Annotated in this window: 16 protein-coding genes; 6 read left to right on the forward strand and 10 right to left on the reverse strand. The window is 67.3% G+C overall.

Annotation, left to right across the window (positions count from 1 at the left end):
* Positions 1–127: 127 nt before the first annotated feature.
* The 6 genes from AC0Z2B_RS14775 to AC0Z2B_RS14800 all read right to left on the reverse strand — a co-directional run bounded on the left by AC0Z2B_RS14775 (position 128) and on the right by AC0Z2B_RS14800 (position 7384).
* The gene (locus AC0Z2B_RS14775) at positions 128–412 is read right to left on the reverse strand and encodes a DUF3077 domain-containing protein (protein ID WP_476297546.1); all 285 of its coding nucleotides are present in this window, start codon (positions 410–412) and stop codon (positions 128–130) included.
* Between the two features lie 690 nt (positions 413–1102).
* Positions 1103–1669, reverse strand: a complete 567-nt coding sequence (locus AC0Z2B_RS14780) for a DUF4337 domain-containing protein (RefSeq protein WP_416425536.1) — start codon at positions 1667–1669, stop codon at positions 1103–1105.
* Positions 1670–1779: 110 nt separating this feature from the next.
* Positions 1780–3594: a monovalent cation:proton antiporter-2 (CPA2) family protein gene (locus tag AC0Z2B_RS14785; RefSeq protein WP_416425535.1), complete on the reverse strand. Its 1815-nt coding sequence runs from the start codon at positions 3592–3594 to the stop codon at positions 1780–1782.
* Between the two features lie 154 nt (positions 3595–3748).
* Positions 3749–4789 (reverse strand): ABC transporter ATP-binding protein, encoded by a 1041-nt coding sequence (locus AC0Z2B_RS14790; RefSeq protein ID WP_476297548.1) that lies wholly within the window; start codon positions 4787–4789, stop codon positions 3749–3751.
* Positions 4786–6321, reverse strand: coding sequence for an ABC transporter permease (locus AC0Z2B_RS14795; protein ID WP_476297649.1), 1536 nt, complete (start codon positions 6319–6321; stop codon positions 4786–4788). Before AC0Z2B_RS14795 ends, AC0Z2B_RS14790 begins: the two co-directional genes overlap by 4 nt.
* 55 nt (positions 6322–6376) lie before the next feature.
* Complete coding sequence (locus AC0Z2B_RS14800) at positions 6377–7384, reverse strand: iron ABC transporter substrate-binding protein (RefSeq protein ID WP_476297550.1); 1008 nt, start codon at positions 7382–7384, stop codon at positions 6377–6379.
* Positions 7385–7611: 227 nt separating this feature from the next.
* On the opposite strand from AC0Z2B_RS14800, the gene AC0Z2B_RS14805 reads away from it, so the two are divergent.
* Complete coding sequence (locus AC0Z2B_RS14805) at positions 7612–7818, forward strand: hypothetical protein (RefSeq protein ID WP_416425532.1); 207 nt, start codon at positions 7612–7614, stop codon at positions 7816–7818.
* A 286-nt stretch (positions 7819–8104) separates the two neighbouring features.
* Here AC0Z2B_RS14805 and AC0Z2B_RS14810 read toward each other — a convergent pair whose 3' ends face one another.
* The gene (locus AC0Z2B_RS14810) at positions 8105–8629 is read right to left on the reverse strand and encodes a GlcG/HbpS family heme-binding protein (RefSeq protein ID WP_476297552.1); all 525 of its coding nucleotides are present in this window, start codon (positions 8627–8629) and stop codon (positions 8105–8107) included.
* Between the two features lie 191 nt (positions 8630–8820).
* Here AC0Z2B_RS14810 and AC0Z2B_RS14815 point away from each other — a divergent pair, with 191 nt between their 5' ends.
* The 3 genes from AC0Z2B_RS14815 to AC0Z2B_RS14825 all read left to right on the forward strand — a co-directional run bounded on the left by AC0Z2B_RS14815 (position 8821) and on the right by AC0Z2B_RS14825 (position 11827).
* Entirely contained in the window at positions 8821–9981 is a 1161-nt protein-coding gene (locus AC0Z2B_RS14815) for an SMP-30/gluconolactonase/LRE family protein (protein WP_476297554.1), read from the forward strand.
* Positions 9982–10011: 30 nt separating this feature from the next.
* On the forward strand, positions 10012–11130 hold the full coding sequence (locus tag AC0Z2B_RS14820; RefSeq protein ID WP_476297556.1) for an L-dopachrome tautomerase-related protein: 1119 nt from the start codon (positions 10012–10014) through the stop codon (positions 11128–11130).
* Positions 11131–11284: 154 nt separating this feature from the next.
* Positions 11285–11827 (forward strand): diguanylate cyclase domain-containing protein, encoded by a 543-nt coding sequence (locus AC0Z2B_RS14825; protein WP_476297558.1) that lies wholly within the window; start codon positions 11285–11287, stop codon positions 11825–11827.
* 73 nt (positions 11828–11900) lie between these two features.
* On the opposite strand, the gene AC0Z2B_RS14830 is transcribed toward AC0Z2B_RS14825, so the two are convergent.
* Both AC0Z2B_RS14830 and AC0Z2B_RS14835 read right to left on the reverse strand, forming a co-directional pair.
* Entirely contained in the window at positions 11901–12203 is a 303-nt protein-coding gene (locus AC0Z2B_RS14830; RefSeq protein WP_416425527.1) for a hypothetical protein, read from the reverse strand.
* A gap of 92 nt (positions 12204–12295) precedes the next feature.
* Entirely contained in the window at positions 12296–13687 is a 1392-nt protein-coding gene (locus AC0Z2B_RS14835; protein WP_476297561.1) for an aldehyde dehydrogenase family protein, read from the reverse strand.
* 102 nt (positions 13688–13789) lie between these two features.
* Between AC0Z2B_RS14835 and ptrR the strand changes: the two genes are divergently transcribed.
* Complete coding sequence (gene ptrR / locus AC0Z2B_RS14840) at positions 13790–14668, forward strand: putrescine utilization regulator PtrR (RefSeq protein WP_416425525.1); 879 nt, start codon at positions 13790–13792, stop codon at positions 14666–14668.
* Here the strand turns inward: ptrR and AC0Z2B_RS14845 are convergent.
* A complete protein-coding gene (locus AC0Z2B_RS14845) occupies positions 14638–15531 on the reverse strand; it encodes an ATP-binding protein (RefSeq protein WP_416425524.1) in 894 nt (297 codons plus the stop codon). The genes ptrR and AC0Z2B_RS14845 overlap by 31 nt on opposite strands.
* An 82-nt stretch (positions 15532–15613) precedes the next feature.
* Between AC0Z2B_RS14845 and AC0Z2B_RS14850 the strand changes: the two genes are divergently transcribed.
* Complete coding sequence (locus AC0Z2B_RS14850; RefSeq protein ID WP_476297564.1) at positions 15614–16381, forward strand: AraC family transcriptional regulator; 768 nt, start codon at positions 15614–15616, stop codon at positions 16379–16381.

Consider the following 16381-nt stretch of genomic DNA (forward strand, 5'->3'; position numbering starts at 1 on the left):
CGACGTCCATGACGCGGCCTGCGGCCGCTGCTACAGGGGCCCTGCGTAGCAGCTGCCGCAGGCTGCGTCTTGCATGCGCGGTGCATCAGGCTCACCGCGACGGCCATGACGCGGCCTGCGGCCGCTGCTACAGGGCTACCGGCTCATGCAGCCCTTTCAGCAAGCTGTCCACCAACGCTCGTGCACCTTCAAGGCAATGCAGGGTCGATCCGATCAAGCCACGCTGTGGCAATCCGCAATCGGACAGTTCATAGGCCGTTGCGCTGGCACAGGTGAGCAATTGGGAAATTTGCACCAAGGCGTCTTCGAGCGGCACCCCGGCGCGCACGGAAAACAGCGGTTGGTGATTGGCACCGCAATCGCCAAAATCGCGTTGGGTGGTGAAGACAGGAAAAGCGGGGTCATTGTGCATTGGGTTGAATCCTTCAGGTAATGGAGCTGCCGCATCCGTCGCTGCCAAACGACGGGTGGCGGCTATACGCAGGTTGGCAGACCGGTACCTGAAGAGTCCGGCGCACGCGAGCGTGCCCTGCGTACAGTCACCATGAACAATGACTCGACGCACTTCAGGTATTCGGGCTGCCAACCCGGCCGCTGGGTTCAGCGACGGAGGGCAGGGTAGGCCCGTGTACCTGGGGTGCACAAGACGGTGGGGAGCTTACAGGGCGAAATCAGAAACGTCCTACAAATAATGCGACGCTGGCGGATCGGTTGTACACGCGGACGCCGCCAGATCGACCTCTGTAGCAGCTGCCGCCAGGCGGCGTCCGGGCATGGCGCAGGTCCGTGGTGCATGCGGACGCGGCCTGCGGCCGCTGCTACGGTGGATCTCTGTAGCAGCTGCCGCCAGGCGGCGTCCGGGCATGGCGCAGGTCCGTGGTGCATGCGGACGCGGCCTGCGGCCGCTGCTACGGTGGATCTCTGTAGCAGCTGCCGCCAGGCGGCGTCTGGGCATGGCGCAGGTCCGTGGTGCATGCGGACGCGGCCTGCGGCCGCTGCTACGGTGGATCTCTGTAGCAGCTGCCGCCAGGCGGCGTCCGGGCATGGCGCAGGTCCGTGGTGCACGCGGACGCGGCCTGTGGCCGCTGCTACGGGTTGTTGATCAGATGTGGAACCAGGCCAGCCCACCCAGCACCAGGCTCAGGGCGGCGGCGCCCAGGGACATTTTCTCCAGCCATTCCTTGCGCGTGAGCAAGGTCATGGCCGCCAGCGAGATCGCGATCTGGATCGCCATCATCGCTTGGGCCCAGCGGTGGTGCTGGTGCAGGATGGTCTCGGACTTCACGTCCCACTCGGCCGCTTCCTTCTCCATGGCCTCGGCCTTCTGCCGCGCCTCTTCCTTCTGCTGCTTGTAGCGCGCTACCTCGGCCTGGTAGTGGGCCACGTCCATGCCCGGGATGTGGCTGGCCAGGTCAGCCAGGTTCTGGCGGCTGGACTTGGCCTGGTAGTAGTTCCACTGGTTGGCGGCTTCGGTTTTCTTGATGGCGGCGTTGTTCTTGTTCATCGCCGCCTCGCTCTCGGTGGAGCCGGCCTGGTAGCTGAGCAGCGCGCCGATGGTGGCCATGACCGCCGTCATCACCGCGATCTTGCTGGCGAAGCTGTCGCCACGGTGGTGGGCGTGCTCGACGTGTTCTTCATGGGGGGAGGGGACTTCGAACGACTCGGACATGGTGCTCGGGCTGCCTTGGGGGGTGGAAACGCGGGCGCGAATATAGGGTAAAACCCTGCGCCCGCCTAGCGGCCCAAAGGCCGCACCCCGCAAGTTTCATGCGGCCCGCGTTACGGCAGGTGCGCGCGGTCCTGCTCGCCGCTGTCGGACTCGAACAGAGTCGCCAATTCGCCCCGCGCTTCCTGGGCGGTCTGCATCACCTTGGCCGCGTCGTCACGCACCAGGTACTGGGCGGCCAGCACCTGTTCGTCGTGCTGCTTGAAGCGCTGGATGCGCCAGTCGGCCTGCTCCTGGGTCAGGCCCAGGCCCACCAGGGTGCGGCGGCTCATCTCCAGGCTCGAGTAGTAGGTTTCGCGAATGGCCACGGCGCCGGCGTCCACCAGGCGGTGCACGTGCTGGCGGTTGCGGGCCCGGGCGATGATCTTGATGTGCGGGTACAGGCGGTGCACAAGCTCAGCGGTCTTGATGTTGGTCTCGGGGTCATCGGTGGCGATGATGAAGTACTCGGCCTCGCCCACCTTGGCCGCGCTGAGGATTTCCGGGCGCAGCGGGTCGCCGTAGAACACTGGCACGTTGCCGAAGCTGCGGGTCAGCTCGATGGTGTCCACCGAGGTGTCCAGGGCCACGAACGAAACGTTCTGCGCGCGCAGGATACGCGAGACGATCTGGCCCATGCGGCCCATGCCGGCGATGACCACGCGCGGCGCGTCGGCGTCGATGGCCTTGAGGTGCTCGGGCACCGGCTTGACCGGCTTGGGCTGCGCCTTGATATAGCGCGCGCAGGCCAGCAGCAACAGCGGCGTCACCGCCATGGACAGGGTGATGGTCAGCAGCAGGGTGTCGAACAGGTGCTGGTCGAACAGGCCCTCGTCCTTGCCGATCTTGAACACCACGAAGGCAAACTCGCCGCCGGCCGCCAGCACCACGCCCAGGCGCACCGCACTGAGCTTGCTCAAGCCCCCGGCCAGGCGACCGATGAACAGCAACAGCGGCAGCTTGATGGCGATCAACAGCAGCATCAGCCCCAGCACCGTGGCCGGCGCATCCAGCAGCAACTGCAGGTTGGCGCCCATGCCCACGCTGATGAAGAACAGCCCCAGCAGCAGGCCCTTGAACGGCTCGATCTGCGATTCCAGCTCATGGCGGTATTCGGAATCCGCCAGCAGCAGGCCGGCCAGGAAGGCGCCCAGGGCCATGGACACGCCGGCCAGGTCCATCAGCCACGCCGTGCCGATCACCACCAGCAGCGCGGTGGCGGTGGACACCTCCGGCAGGCCGGTGCGGGCCACGGCGCGGAACACCGGGCGCAGCAGGTAGCGCCCGCCGATCACCACCACGGCGATGCTGCCCAGCACCCGCAGGCCATGGTTGAGGCTGTCGCCTGGCGCGGTGTCATGGTCGCCGGTGGCCAACAGTGGCACCAGGGCGATCAGCGGGATGGCGGCGATGTCCTGGAACAGCAGAATGGCAAACGCCAGGCGCCCGTGGGGGCTGTTCAGCTGCTTGCTCTCGGCCAGGCTCTGCAGCCCGAACGCCGTGGACGACAGCGCCAGGCCCAGCCCCAGCACCACCGCCGTGGGCAGCGGCTGGCCAAAGCCCAGCATCGCCACGCCGCCAATCACCGCACCGGTCAGCAGCACCTGGGCCAGGCCCACGCCGAACACCGACTTGCGCATCACCCACAGCCGCCGCGGCGACAGCTCCAGGCCGATGATGAACAACAGCAGCACCACGCCCAGCTCTGAAATATGCGAGACGCTCTGCGGGTTGCCGATCAGGCCCAGCACCTGCGGGCCGATGATCACCCCCGCGAACAGATACCCCAGCACCGCGCCCAGTTGCAGGCGCTTGGCCAGCGGCACGGTGATGACGGCGGCGAACAGAAAGACCACGGCGGCTTGAAGCAGGCTCCCTTCTTGGGGCATTGGGTTACTCCTGGGGGTGAGGCGAAACGGGTAGTCTACTGGTTTTATAACCCTCATTAATATTATGCAGGTGGGTAGGTAGGACCAAAGCCACAGGCGCTATGCCGTGGCTCAGCTGATGCCTCGATAAAGTTGTTTCTGTTAGAACCTGGCCTCAACCCATCCCCACCACATGCGCCACCCCCTGCGCCCGCACATAAACCCGACTACCCACCCCCGGCACCTCCACCCCGGCGCTGCGTAGCCGCAATGGCGTTGCCTGGGCTGACTCCAGCTGCACCGTCAACGTCCAGCTGTTGCCGATGAAGTCGGTCTCGCTGACCACCCCACGCACCGCGCCCGGCGCTTCGTCGCACAGGTGCAGTTGCTCCGGGCGCAGCATGACCTGGGCGCTGCCGTGCAGGCTGGGGTCACGCACCGGCAGGCTGCCCAGCGCGCAGGTGGCGTGGCCGTGGGCGAGTTGGGCGGGGAGCAGCACGGCGTCGCCGAGGAACAGCGCGGTCTGGGCGTCATTGGGGTGGCGGTAGAGCTCCAGCGGTGGACCGGCCTGCACCAGCCGGCCCTGGCGCATCACGGCCAGTTGGTCGGCGAACGACAGCGCTTCGCCCTGGTCGTGAGTGACCAGCACCGTGGTGATGCCGGCCTCGCTCAGCAGTTGCGCGACGGCCTTGCGCATGGAGGCGCGCAGGCCGGTGTCCAGCGCCGAGAAGGGCTCGTCCAGCAGCATCAGCCGCGGGCGCTGGGCCAAGGCGCGGGCCAGGGCTACCCGCTGCTGCTGGCCGCCGGACAGCTCGTGGGGCCAGCTGTGCAACAGGCGCCGGTCGAGGGCCACGCGCTCCAGCAGTGCCTCGACCTGGGCGCGCTTGGCGGCGGCGCTGCCGGGCAGGCCGAAGCCGATGTTGGCGGCCACGTCCAGGTGCGGGAACAGCGCACCGTCCTGGGGTACGTAGCCGATCTGGCGCTGGTGCGCGGGCACTTCGCGGCCGCCGTCGGCCAGCGGTTGGCCGCCCAGGGCAATGCTGCCCTGGTCGGGAAACTCGAAGCCGGCGATCAGCCGCAGCAGGGTGGTCTTGCCTGAGCCGGACGGCCCGACAATGGCGGTGCGGCTGCCGCTGGGGACGCTGAGGCTGACGTCGTCGAGGGCGGTGAAGGCGCCGAAACGCTTGTGCAGGTGGTGCAGTTCGAGGGCGCTCATCGGCCGGCGGTCCGTTTTGATTGTTGATAGAGGAGGGCGGTCAGCGGCAGCGACAGCACAATCATGATCAGCGCATAGGGTGCGGCGGCGGCGTAGTCGATCTCGCTGCTCATGGCCCAGAAGCCGGTGGCCAGGGTGCGCGTGCCGCTGGGGGCTAGCAGCAGGGTGGCGGTGAGTTCGTTGCAGATGGCCAGGAACACCAGCGCCGCGCCGGCGGCGGCGCCCGGTGCGGCCAGGCGCAGGGTGACGCGCCACAACGCCTGGCCTGGCGAGCGGCCGAGGCTGCGGGCGATGTTCTCCAGCTCCACCGGCGCCTGGGCGATGCCGGCGCGCAGGCTGACCAGGGCCCGGGGCAGAAACATCAGCAGGTAGGCCAGCAGCACGGTGAACAGGGTCTGGTACAGCGGCGGCGCCAGGTGAATGGTCAGGGTCACCAGCGCCAGGGCCACGACAATGCCCGGCAGCGAGCTGGACAGGTAGTTGCCGCCTTCCAGCAGCCGCTGCAGGCGGCTGGGGGCACGCACTGACAGCCACGCCGCCGGTATCGCCGCCAGGGTGGTCAGCAGCGCGCCGGCGCTGGCCAGCAGCAGGGTCTGCCACAGGGCGGTCCACACCTCGTCGTTGCGCCACACCTCCAGGCCGCCGGCCAGCAGCCAGCGGCCCAGGGTCAGCAGCGGCACGCCCAGGGTCAGCGCGCAGGTCGCCAGCATCAGGCCCAGGCCCAGCGCGGTGTCGCGGCGGTTCAGGCGCCAGCCGGGCAGCACGCGCGGGCTGCCGGAGCCCACCCGCGCATAGCGGGCATGGCCACGGCTGGCGGCTTCGACCGTCAGCAGCAACAGGCAGCACAGCGCCAGCACGCCGGCCATCATGTTGGCGGCCGGGCCGTTGAACGAGGACTGGAACTGGTCGTAGATGGCGGTGGTGAAGGTGTCGAAACGAATCAGTGCGTACAGCCCGAATTCGGCCAGCAGGTGCAGGCCTACCAGCAACGTACCGCCGCTGATGGCCAGGCGCAGTTGCGGCAGCACCACGCGAAAGAACACTGCCCAGGGTTTGAGCCCCAGCGACTGGCCGACGTCTTCAAGGGCCGGGTCCAGGCGGCGCAGGGTGGCGGCCACGGGCAGGTACAGAAAGGGGAAATAGGCGATCACCGAGATCAGCACCGCCGCCGGTAAACCGTGCAAACCGGGCGCCACACTGACCCAGGCGTAGCTGTGCACGAACGCCGGGATGGCCAGGGGCGCGGTGGCCAGCAATGCCCAGAGCCGCCGCCCGGGTAGCCGCGTGCGCTCGGTGAGCCAGGCCAGGGACACACCCAGCAGCACGCACAGCGGCAAGGTCAGCAGGGTCAGCGCCAGGGTGTTGAGCAGCAACTGCGCCATGCGCGGGCGCAGCACTAGGGCGGCAATGTTCTGCCAGCCTTGTTGCACGGCCACGCCGACGATGAAGCCCAGGGGCAGCAGCGCCAGCAGCGACAGGCCAAGGGCGGCGCCCACCAGCCAGGCGTTGCGCCGCCGCTGGCGGCGGCGCAGGGGCAAGCTGGCCGCCGGTACGGCGGCCTTGGTCAAGCCTGAAGATGGCAGCAATTTACAGCAGCCCGGCCTGGTTCATCAGTTCGACGGCCTTCTTGCTGTCGAGCTTGGAAACGTCCACCACCGGCGCATCAAGCTGCGCCAGCGGCACCAGTTTCGGGTTGGAGGCCGCACCCTGGCCCACCGCGTACTCGAACGACTTGCCGTCCTTCAGGATGGCCTGGCCCTTGGGGCCGGTGATCCACTTGAGCAGCGCCTGGGCCTGCTCCTGGTGCTTGCTGGACGCCAGCACGCCGCCGCCCGACTGGCTGACGAACGCACCCGGGTCCTGGTGCTTGAAGTAGTGCAGTTCGGTGTTCTTGCTGTTCTCGCCGGTCTTGGCCTGGTCGACGAAGCTGTAGTAGTGGTGGATCACCCCGCCTTCCGCCTGCCCGGCATTCACTGCCTTGAGCACCGCGCTGTTGCCGCGGTAGGCGGTGGCGTTGGCCTTCATGCCCTTGAGCCAGTCCAGGGTGGCGGCTTCGCCCTTGAGCGCCAGCACCGCGGCGACAATGGCCTGGAAGTCGGCGCCGGCCGGCGAGGCGGCCCAGCGGCCTTTCCAGGCCGGGGTGGCCAGGTCCATCAGCGAGGCGGGCAGCTGGTCGGCCTTGAGCTTGTCCTTGTTGTAGACGAATACCGTGGAGCGCGCGGCAATGGCCACCCACTTGCCCTGGGCCGGACGGTAGGGCGCGCCCACCTGCTCCAGGGTGGTGGGCGCCACGGGGGCGAACAGACCGGCGTGCTGCACCAGCATCATGGCCGGCGAGTTCTCGGTGAGGAAGACGTCGGCGGGCGAGGCCGCGCCTTCCTGCACCAGTTGGTTGGCCATCTCGGTGTCATCGCCGTTGCGCAGGGTCACCTTGATGCCGGTGTCCTGGGTGAAGCCTGCGACCCAGGCCTTGGTCAGGGTCTCGTGTTGGGCGTTGTACACCACCAGGTCCGAGTCTTGCGCCAGGGCGTGGCTGGCACCGAACAGGGCGCAGGCCAATACCGTGGTTTTCAGCAGGGGTAGGGACGACTTCATGACTGCGCTCCAGTGTTGTTCTTGTGTGAAAAAGGATAATTCAATACGAATCATTTGCATGATTATTCGTGCCGGACGGTAGTGCGGCGAATGACAAAAAATCGTCAAGGCGATGCTGGCGTTTCGTCAATGTATCGAGTTTGTTGCCAAATCCTGCGAGCAAAGTGCGGTAACGCCGGTCACAACTGACAAGGACGGCGTTCCCGTTCGCAACCCGGAGAAATGCTATGCACAGATACCTTGCCAAGCTGATGCTGGTCGCCGCGCTGATGTCGAGCCTGGGCGGCTGCTGGATTTTTGATCCCCATGGAGGCGGCGGTGGTCATGGCGGCGGTGGTGGCGGCCCGGGCATGAGTGGCCCTGGCGGCGGCGGGCCTGGTGGCGGCGGTGGCCCAGGTGGCAATGGCGGTGGCCCGGGCGGCGGCGCGCGCTGACCGGCACTTTTGCCCAGGCAAAAGAAAGCCCGCAACGAGGCGGGCTAAATGAATCATCACAAAGGAGTGGGTGTACTGTGCACCTTGCTTTGTGAAGGCGATGTGAAAAGCCGCCAAGGTGAAAATACTTTCATTACGGCGGCTTTTTTGTGGGTGGATTCCGGATGCCTGACGCGGATTTTGCTGCGTTTCTTGGATCGAGCGCCGCCCGCGCGGCGCTTCGCGGGTAGAACCCGCTCCCACGTTGGTTGCAACGTGCCATGGCCTGTTGGATTGGCGTTGAGGGTTATTCGAACTGCGGCTGGAATTTTTTTACCGCCGCCAGGGCGCAGCCTTCGTCCTTGTCGCCGCCTGGTGCGCCGGACACGCCAAGCCCCCCCAGCACCTGGCGATCGGCCTTGCGCAAGGTTACCCCACCCGGAATGAACAGCACCTGCGGCACGGTGTTCAACGCGCCGTTGGCCGGGCCGTCGAGCTTGGCGGCCAGCAGTTCGCTGATGGTGTCCTTGTCGAACGCCTGGCCATAGGAGAAGGCGGTGTAGGCCTTGCGGTAGGACACCGACAACGACTGCAGCGGCACGGTATCGCCCTTGATCACCGCTTGGGCGTGGCCGGACGGGTCGACCACCGTGGCGGTCACCGACCAGCCCTTGGCGGCGCAGGTCTGCACGGCCTCGGCGGCTAGTTGCTGGGCCACTTGCCAGGGCAGTTTCTGGCTGCTGACCAGGTGGCTGGGGGCGGCCTGGGCGCACAGCGTGGCCAATGTCAGCGCCAGGGTGGCGCCGCTGCGCAGCAGGGGAGAGGTGGGCATGGCAGTTTCCTTTTCGAGGTTGATGAAAATCCTTTCACTCGCCGTGGCGAAAGCAGTTCCCAATACTGGCCTGGCGGCTGGAACCTTCACTGAGATCGGGTTTCAGACGCTATGACCAGGCCCGATGCTGTTGCTCGGGTTTTTTTCAGCATCGGCCTGAAACCGGTTTCAGTCAAATCCGGAGATGATGTGTGAAAACGTCCGCAAGCCTGTTGTTAACCGCGGGGCTGCTGCTGGGCAGTGCCCTGCCTGCCCTGGCCCTGGCCGAAACCGTCGACCGCAGCGATATCCCCATCGGCTCCCTGGACGAGGTGGCCGCGTTCCAGGGCCTGGGCCCGTCCGGCATCGTCGTCACGCCGTCGGGGCGCACCTTCGTCGGCTTCCCGCGCCACGCCATCAACCACACCGGCATGACCTTGGGCGAGCTGGTAGGGGGCAAGCTGGTGCCGTACCCCGACGCGGCCACCAGCCTGCCGTCCGACCGCAGCGACGCGCAGAAGCTGATCTCCGTGCACGGCATGACCACCGACACCCAGGGCCGCCTGTGGCTGATCGACGACGGCAAGCGTGGCGGCATCGACGGCATCAAGCCCGGCGCCGCCAAGGTAGTGGGCATCGACCCGCAGACCAACAAGGTGTTCGCCTCGGTGGTGCTCAAGGACGCGTTGCGCCAGGACAGCCACATGAACGACCTGCGCATCGACCTCACCCACGGTGCCCAGGGCACCGCCTACGTGGCCGATTCGTCGTTCGGCGAAGCCCCGGCCATTGTCGTCGTCGACCTGGCCACCGGGCATCAGCGCCGGGTGCTCAGCAAAGACCCGTCGGTGCTGCCGCAACAGGACTTCGTCACCCAGCTGGACGGGGTGCCCATGCGCTACCAGGGCAAGGCCAGCGCCTTCCCCCACGGCGGCGTCGACAGCATCACCCTCAGCGCCGACAGCAGCCGCCTGTATTACTCGCCGCTGACCAGCCGCCACCTGTGGAGCATTCCCACCGCCGCCCTGGCCAATTTCGACGACAGCGACAAGCAGCTCGCCGCGCAGATTCGTGACGAGGGCGAGAAGGTCATGACCGACGGCATCGCCACTGACGCCCAGAACCGTATTTACCTGACCGACTCCGAACACCGGCAGATCCTGCGCCGCTGGCCCGACGGCCACTTCGACGTGGTGCTGCGCGACCCGCGGCTGGTGTGGCCGGACGGCATCTTCGTGGCCGGCAACCAGGTCTACGTGACCCTGGGCCAGTGGGATCGCCTGGGCCAGCACAGCGACACCCGCAAGCCGCCGTACCTGCTGATTCGCACGCCCATCGACGGCACGCCGGTCTACGACGCGCAGCCGCACTGATTGCTCACTGACATGGAGGCACCCCCCGCAATGAACGCGATAAAACCCATGACCCTGGCGCTAATGGCAGTCGCCTCTGTCGCTAACGCCCAGCAAGCCCCTGCGCCACAGGGCGAGCTGGTGGCGGCCCTGCAGAACACCGAGGCCAGCGGCATTGTCGTCACCCCCGGCGGCCGCACCTTCCTGACGCTGCCCCGGGCCGGCAGCAACCACACATTCCCCTCGGTGGTGGAATTGGTGAAGGGCAAGCAGGTGCCGTTCCCCGACCTGGCCACCACCACCGACACCGGCAAGCCGCTCACCGATTGGCTGGTGTCGCCCCTGGGCCTGACACTGGCCGGCAACACCCTGTGGGTGCTGGACGAAGGCAAGCGCCCGGGCATCGACGGCATTCCCGACGGCTCGGCGAAGCTGGTGGGCATCGACATCACCACCCGCAAGGTGCTCAAGACCATCGTCTTCCACAAGCCGTTCCTGCGCGATAGCGTGCAGCTCAACGACCTGCGCATCGACCCCGACCACGGCGCCCAGGGCACGGTGTACATCTCCAACAACGGCTTCTCCAGCCCCTCGGACTGTTCGCTGATCGTGGTGGACATCGCCACGGGCAAGATGCGCGAGCTGTTCCACAACCTGCCGCAGACCTCGCCCGCGCCCGGCTACATGACCTACGTCGAAGGCCAGCCCCACGCCTACAGCCTCGACCACCCGACCATGCCCCAGGGCGGGGTCAACGGCATCGAGCTGTCGCCGGACTACAAGAAGCTGTACTGGACCATTCCCACCAACCCCAACTACTACAGCATCGACACCGCCGCGCTCAGCGACTTCAACCGGCCCGAGGATGCGCTGGTCAAAGACATCCACTTCGAGGGCCAGGTTGCCTCCAACGGCGGCATCGCCGTGGACGCCAAGGGCACCCTGTACTTCGGCGACGCCTCGCGCTACTCGATCATCAGCCGCGACAACGCCGGGCAATTTGCGCTGGTGGGCCGCGACCCGCGGTTGATCTGGCCGGACGGCCTGTACTGGCAGGGCGGCTACCTGTACGTCACGGTGGGGCAGTGGCAGCGGGTGCCGGGGCTGCACGGCGGCAAGGACCTGCGCACCGCGCCGTACAACATCCTGCGGTTCAGGACGGCAATGTAAAAACTGCGTACCGGGCCTGTTACTCACTGGCTACCCACCAGGCAGGCTCTATGCTGGACAGTGCGAAAGCGCAGGCGATAAGGTATTCGCCACGTCGGGGGCGAACATCGCCGCCCGGCGTTTTCGTCAATGCATGTCCCTCAAGGAGCCGACGGTGAGCTTGCACAGAGAACGGCTGATGGGCGTCGCCAGCGACGCTGCCCATGACGCCCCCACGGGGGCGGTGGCGACGCTGCTGGCAACCGAGTGGGCCCAGGCCCTGCGGTTGCGGCAACCCTTGTCGTTGATCGTGGTGACCGTCGACCAGTTCCCGGCGTTCTGCCGCCAGCAGGGCCGCGAGCAGGGCGAGGTGCACCTGGGCCACTTAGGCCAGTTGCTCGACGCCATCGCCCGGCGGGCCCGCGACAGCGCCGGGCGCTGCTCAGCCGATGCGTTCATGCTGGTGCTGCCGGAAACCCCGGCCGACGGCGCGCAGGTGGTGGCCGAGCGCTGCCACCAGGCCATTCGCGCAGCCCAGGCCCAACACCCGCTGACCGCCAGCATTGGCGCAGGTACGCTGATACCCCGCAGCGAGGCGGGGCATTCGGCGTTCTTCAATGCGGTGGCGCAGTTGTGCGACGAAGCCGCCCGGGCGGGCGGCGATCGCGTGGCGACGCGGCATTTCGGCCAGTCCTACACCGGTGCCATGCGCGCCTGAGGGTGGCAGCCGCTGTTACGAGACGGTCCCCCCGTAGCAGCTGCCGCCAGGCTGCGTCATGCCATCACACGATTCAGTTAGGCGGGGCCGAAGCGCTGTCGCCGCCGCTGTCGCCACCATCATCATCGTCGTCATCGTCATCACTGGTGCCAGCGCCACCCGAGGTGTCCTGCTTGCCGCTGTAGCCACCGCCACCGTTGTCGGTGCCGCCGCTGCGGCCCGGGTCGGCGCCTTGCGTGCGCGGGTCGGCGCCAGGGCTGGACGGCGAGGCATCGGTGCCGTTGTTGATGGAGATGTCGGACGCCGCCAGGGCCACCGCCGAGGTGGCGGACAGCAGGCTGGCGACCGCCAGGGTAAGCAAGGTTTTCCTGAACATGGTGGCGCTCCCTCGATAAGGACGTTTCACCAGCTTAGGCAGGGGGCGGGGCGCCGTCGATCCAATGTTGCGACCGACGGCGATATTTCATCTTACCGGCGGTCGACCCACACGGTCTGGGCGTTGCAGAACTCGCGCAAGCCGAAGTGCGACAGCTCGCGGCCGAATCCGCTTTTCTTCACGCCGCCAATGGCCACACGGGGGTCGGAGGCGCAGTAGCCGTTGATGAACACGCCGCCGGTGTCCAGCGCTGCGGCCAGGCGCTTGGCCAGCGCGACGTCGGCGGTCCACACGCTACCGGCCAGGCCGAACTCGCTGTCGTTGGCCAACTCAACCGCATGGGCGGCGTCGCGGCAGGCAATGATCGAGGCCACCGGGCCGAACAGCTCCTGCTTGAACGAGGTCATGTCCGGCGTCACGTCGCCCAGGATGGTCGGCGCGTAGTAGTTGCCCACGCCTTCCACCTTGTGGCCGCCCAGCAGCAGGGTGGCGCCTTCGGCCAGGGTCTGTTGCACCTGGCCGTCCAGCTCGTCGCGCAGGTCGTAGCGGGCCATGGGGCCGATGTAGTTGCCTTCCTGCAGCGGGTCGCCGACCTGCATGGCCTTGACCGCCGCCACCAGTTTCTCGGTGAAGGCCGGCAGCACGCTGTCTTCGATGATGAAGCGCTTGGCGGCAATGCACACCTGGCCCACGTTCTGGAAGCGGCCGATGGCGGCGGCCTTCACCGCTTCGTCGAGGTCGGCGTCGGCCAGCACGATGAACGGGTCGGAGCCGCCCAGTTCCAGCACGCATTTCTTCAGTGCGGCACCGGCCTGGGAGGCGATGGCGGCGCCGGCGCGCACGCTGCCGGTGACAGTCACGGCGGCGATGCGCGGGTCATTGATGGCGCTGGAGACGCCGTCGTTGCCCACGTTCAGCACTTCGAACGCACCTTCCGGCACGCCGCCTTCGCGCAGGGCCTGGGCCAGCAGCAGCGCGCTTCCCATCACGTTCGGCGCGTGCTTGAGCACGTAGGTGTTGCCCGCCAGCAGAATCGGCACGGCGCCACGCAGCACTTGCCAGATGGGGAAGTTCCATGGCATCACGGCCAGGATCGGGCCGATCGGGCGGTATTCGATAAAGGCCTTGTCGCCCGGCACCTGGGTCGGCTCAGGTGCCAGCAGTTCCGGGCCCTGGGCGGCATACCACTCGCACAGGCCGGCGCATTTTTCCACTTCGGCGCGGGCCTGCAGAATCGGCTTGCCCATTTCCAGGGTCATGCTGCGGGCCAGGGCCTCGCTGTTGTTGCGCAGCGCAGCGGCGACGTTGACCAGCACGGCGGCGCGGTCGGCCACCGATACCTGGCGCCACTGGCGGTAGGCGTCGGCGCTGCGGGCCAGGGCCTGGTCCAGCTGGGCGGCACTCTGGAACGGGTAGCGCGCCAGTTCTTCACCGGTGGCCGGGTTCAGGGAAACGGCGTAGTCGATAACGGCGGGGGCATTCATGGCAAACCTCCAAGGCAGTAGATGAGCGTTACCTTATGCCCTTGATCGCTTCATGAATAATGAATAATAATCAGTGAAATGCTCACGAAACGAGAAAGTATCATGGACCTGACCCAGCTCGAACTGTTCAAGGCCGTTGCCGAGGAGGGCAGCATCACCGCCGCTGCCGCCAAGGTGCACCGGGTGCCGTCGAACCTGACCACGCGCATCAAGCAGCTGGAAAGCGAGTTGGGCGTGGACTTGTTCATTCGCGAGAAACTGCGCCTGCGGCTGTCGGCCAACGGCCACAGCTTCCTTGATTACACCCGGCGCATTCTCGACCTGGTGGACGAGGCCAGGCTGGCGGTGTCCAGCGGCGAGCCCCAGGGCGTGTTCACCCTGGGCTCGCTGGAAAGCACGGCGGCGGTGCGCATCCCGCCCTTGCTGGCGGCCTACCACCAGCGCTACCCCAAGGTAGAGCTGGACCTGTCCACCGGGCCCTCAGGCGACATGATCGACGGCGTGCTGGCCGGGCGCTTCGCTGCCGCGTTCGTCGACGGCCCGCTGCACCCGCTGCTCGACGGCATTTCGGTGTTCGAGGAAGAAATGCTGCTGGTGACCGCCAAGGGCCATGCGCCGGTGACCCGCGCCCTGGATGTGAGTGGCGAGACGGTGTACGCCTTCCGCGCCAACTGTTCGTACCGGCGGCACCTGGAGAGCTGGTTCATCGCCGACGGCGCCACGCCGGGGCGCATTTTCGAGATGGAGAGTTACCACGGCATGCTCGCCTGCGTCAGCGCCGGCGCCGGGCTGGCCATGGTGCCGCGCAGCATGCTCGAAAGCATGCCGGGCAGCAGCAACGTCAGCGCCTGGCCCCTGGGCGGTGAATACAGCTGGCGCCAGACCTGGCTGACCTGGCGCCGCGGCACGCGTTCGCCCAACCTGCTGGGCATGCAGGAGATGCTGGAGAGTCAGGCCTCGGCGGCCACGCGCCCGGCGTAGTCGCGGGCAAACTGCGCGGCGATGCGCCCCGAGCGCGAGCCGCGCTGGGTGGCCCAGCGCAGGGCTTCGACGTGGGCCTGGGCAAAGGCGTCCGCGGGCACCCCGCAGGCCGCCAGCCATTCGTTCACCGCGCCAAGGAACTCGTCCTGGGAGAAGGGGTAGAACGAGATCCACAGGCCGAAGCGCTCCGACAGCGAGATCTTTTCTTCCGACTCCTCGCCGGGGTGCAGGTCGCCGTTTTCGCCGCGTTTCCAGTTGAGGTTGTCGCTGGCGCGCTCGGCCATCAGGTGGCGGCGGTTGGAGGTGGCGTAGATCAGCGTGTTAGCCGCCTGGCCGGCCACCGAGCCGTCGAGCACGGTCTTCAGGCTCTTGTAGCCAATGTCGCCTTCCTCGAAGGACAGGTCGTCGCAGAACAGGATGAAGCGCTCGGGGCGGCCGGTGGTGAAGTCGAGGATCTGCGGCAGGTCGCCGATGTGCGCCTTGTCCACCTCGATCAGGCGCAGGCCCTGGCCGTGGAAGCGTTCCAGGCAGGCCTTGACCAGCGACGACTTGCCGGTGCCACGGGCGCCGGTCAGCAGCACGTTGTTGGCCGGGCGGCCTTCGACGAACTGGCGGGTGTTCTGTTCGATCAGGCGCTTCTGCCGGTCGATGTTCTGCAGGGCGTCGAAACTGATCAGGCTGGGCTGCTTGACCGCCGCCAGCACCGGCTGTTCCACGCCGCGCACGCGCCGGTAGTGCCATTGGAAGGCGATGGCGTTGCTGTCGAACACCAGCGCCTGGTCGGGCGGAAAGGCACGCTCCAGGCTGTTGGCGATGCGTTCGAGTTGGGCGAGCAGGGCAGAGCTGTCAACGGTCATGGACATGGTGGTATCACAGTGCAGGGATGGCTGGGCACAAGCTTAGGGATAGGGCAAAGTGTGCGTCTAACGATAAAAGGGCGCCTGCATGCGTAAAACGGACATTGTCGACCACGGCGAACCGACGGACGCGCGCGGCGTGGCTGCCGTGGCCCTGGACTTCGACGACGGCCACTGGGTGGCCACCCATCGCCACCACAACGCGCAGCTGCTCTACGCCACCCAGGGCGTGCTGGTGGTGGGCACCGCCGAGGGCCATTGGCTGGTGCCCAGCGACCGCGGGTTGTGGATACCGCCGGGGGTGGCGCACTGGACGCGCATGGTCGGCGCGGTGCGGGTGCGCACCCTGTACATCGAGCCTGCGCAGGTGCCCGCGCACCTGCCGGGCAGTTGCTGCGTGCTGGGGGTGCCGGCGCTGCTGCGCGAGCTGATCCTGGCGGCGGTGGCCATCCGCACCCCGCCGGCCGCCGATAGCCGCGATGGCCGGGTCATGGCGCTGATGCTCGATGAGCTGAACCAGCAGCAGCCGTTGCCGCTGCACCTGCCGCACCTGCGGCACCCGGCGTTGCAGCCGTTGAGCGAGCAGATTCTGCTGGGCCAGGGCCTGGAATTGGAACTCAACGACTGGGCCGGGCAGCTCGGCGTGAACCCCAAGACCCTGCAGCGCTGGTTCGTGCGCGACACCGGCATGACCTTCGGCAAATGGCGCCAGCAGGCGCGGCTGCTGACCGCCCTGCAGCGCCTGGCCCTGGGCCACAGCGTGCTGGAGGTGGCACTGGAGGTCGGCTACAACACCCCCAGCGCCTTCAGTGCGATGTTCCGCCGCCAGTTCGGCGTGTCGCCCAGTGAGTGGTGA

It is taken from the genome of Pseudomonas sp. GYB4201 (genome assembly GCF_056312595.1).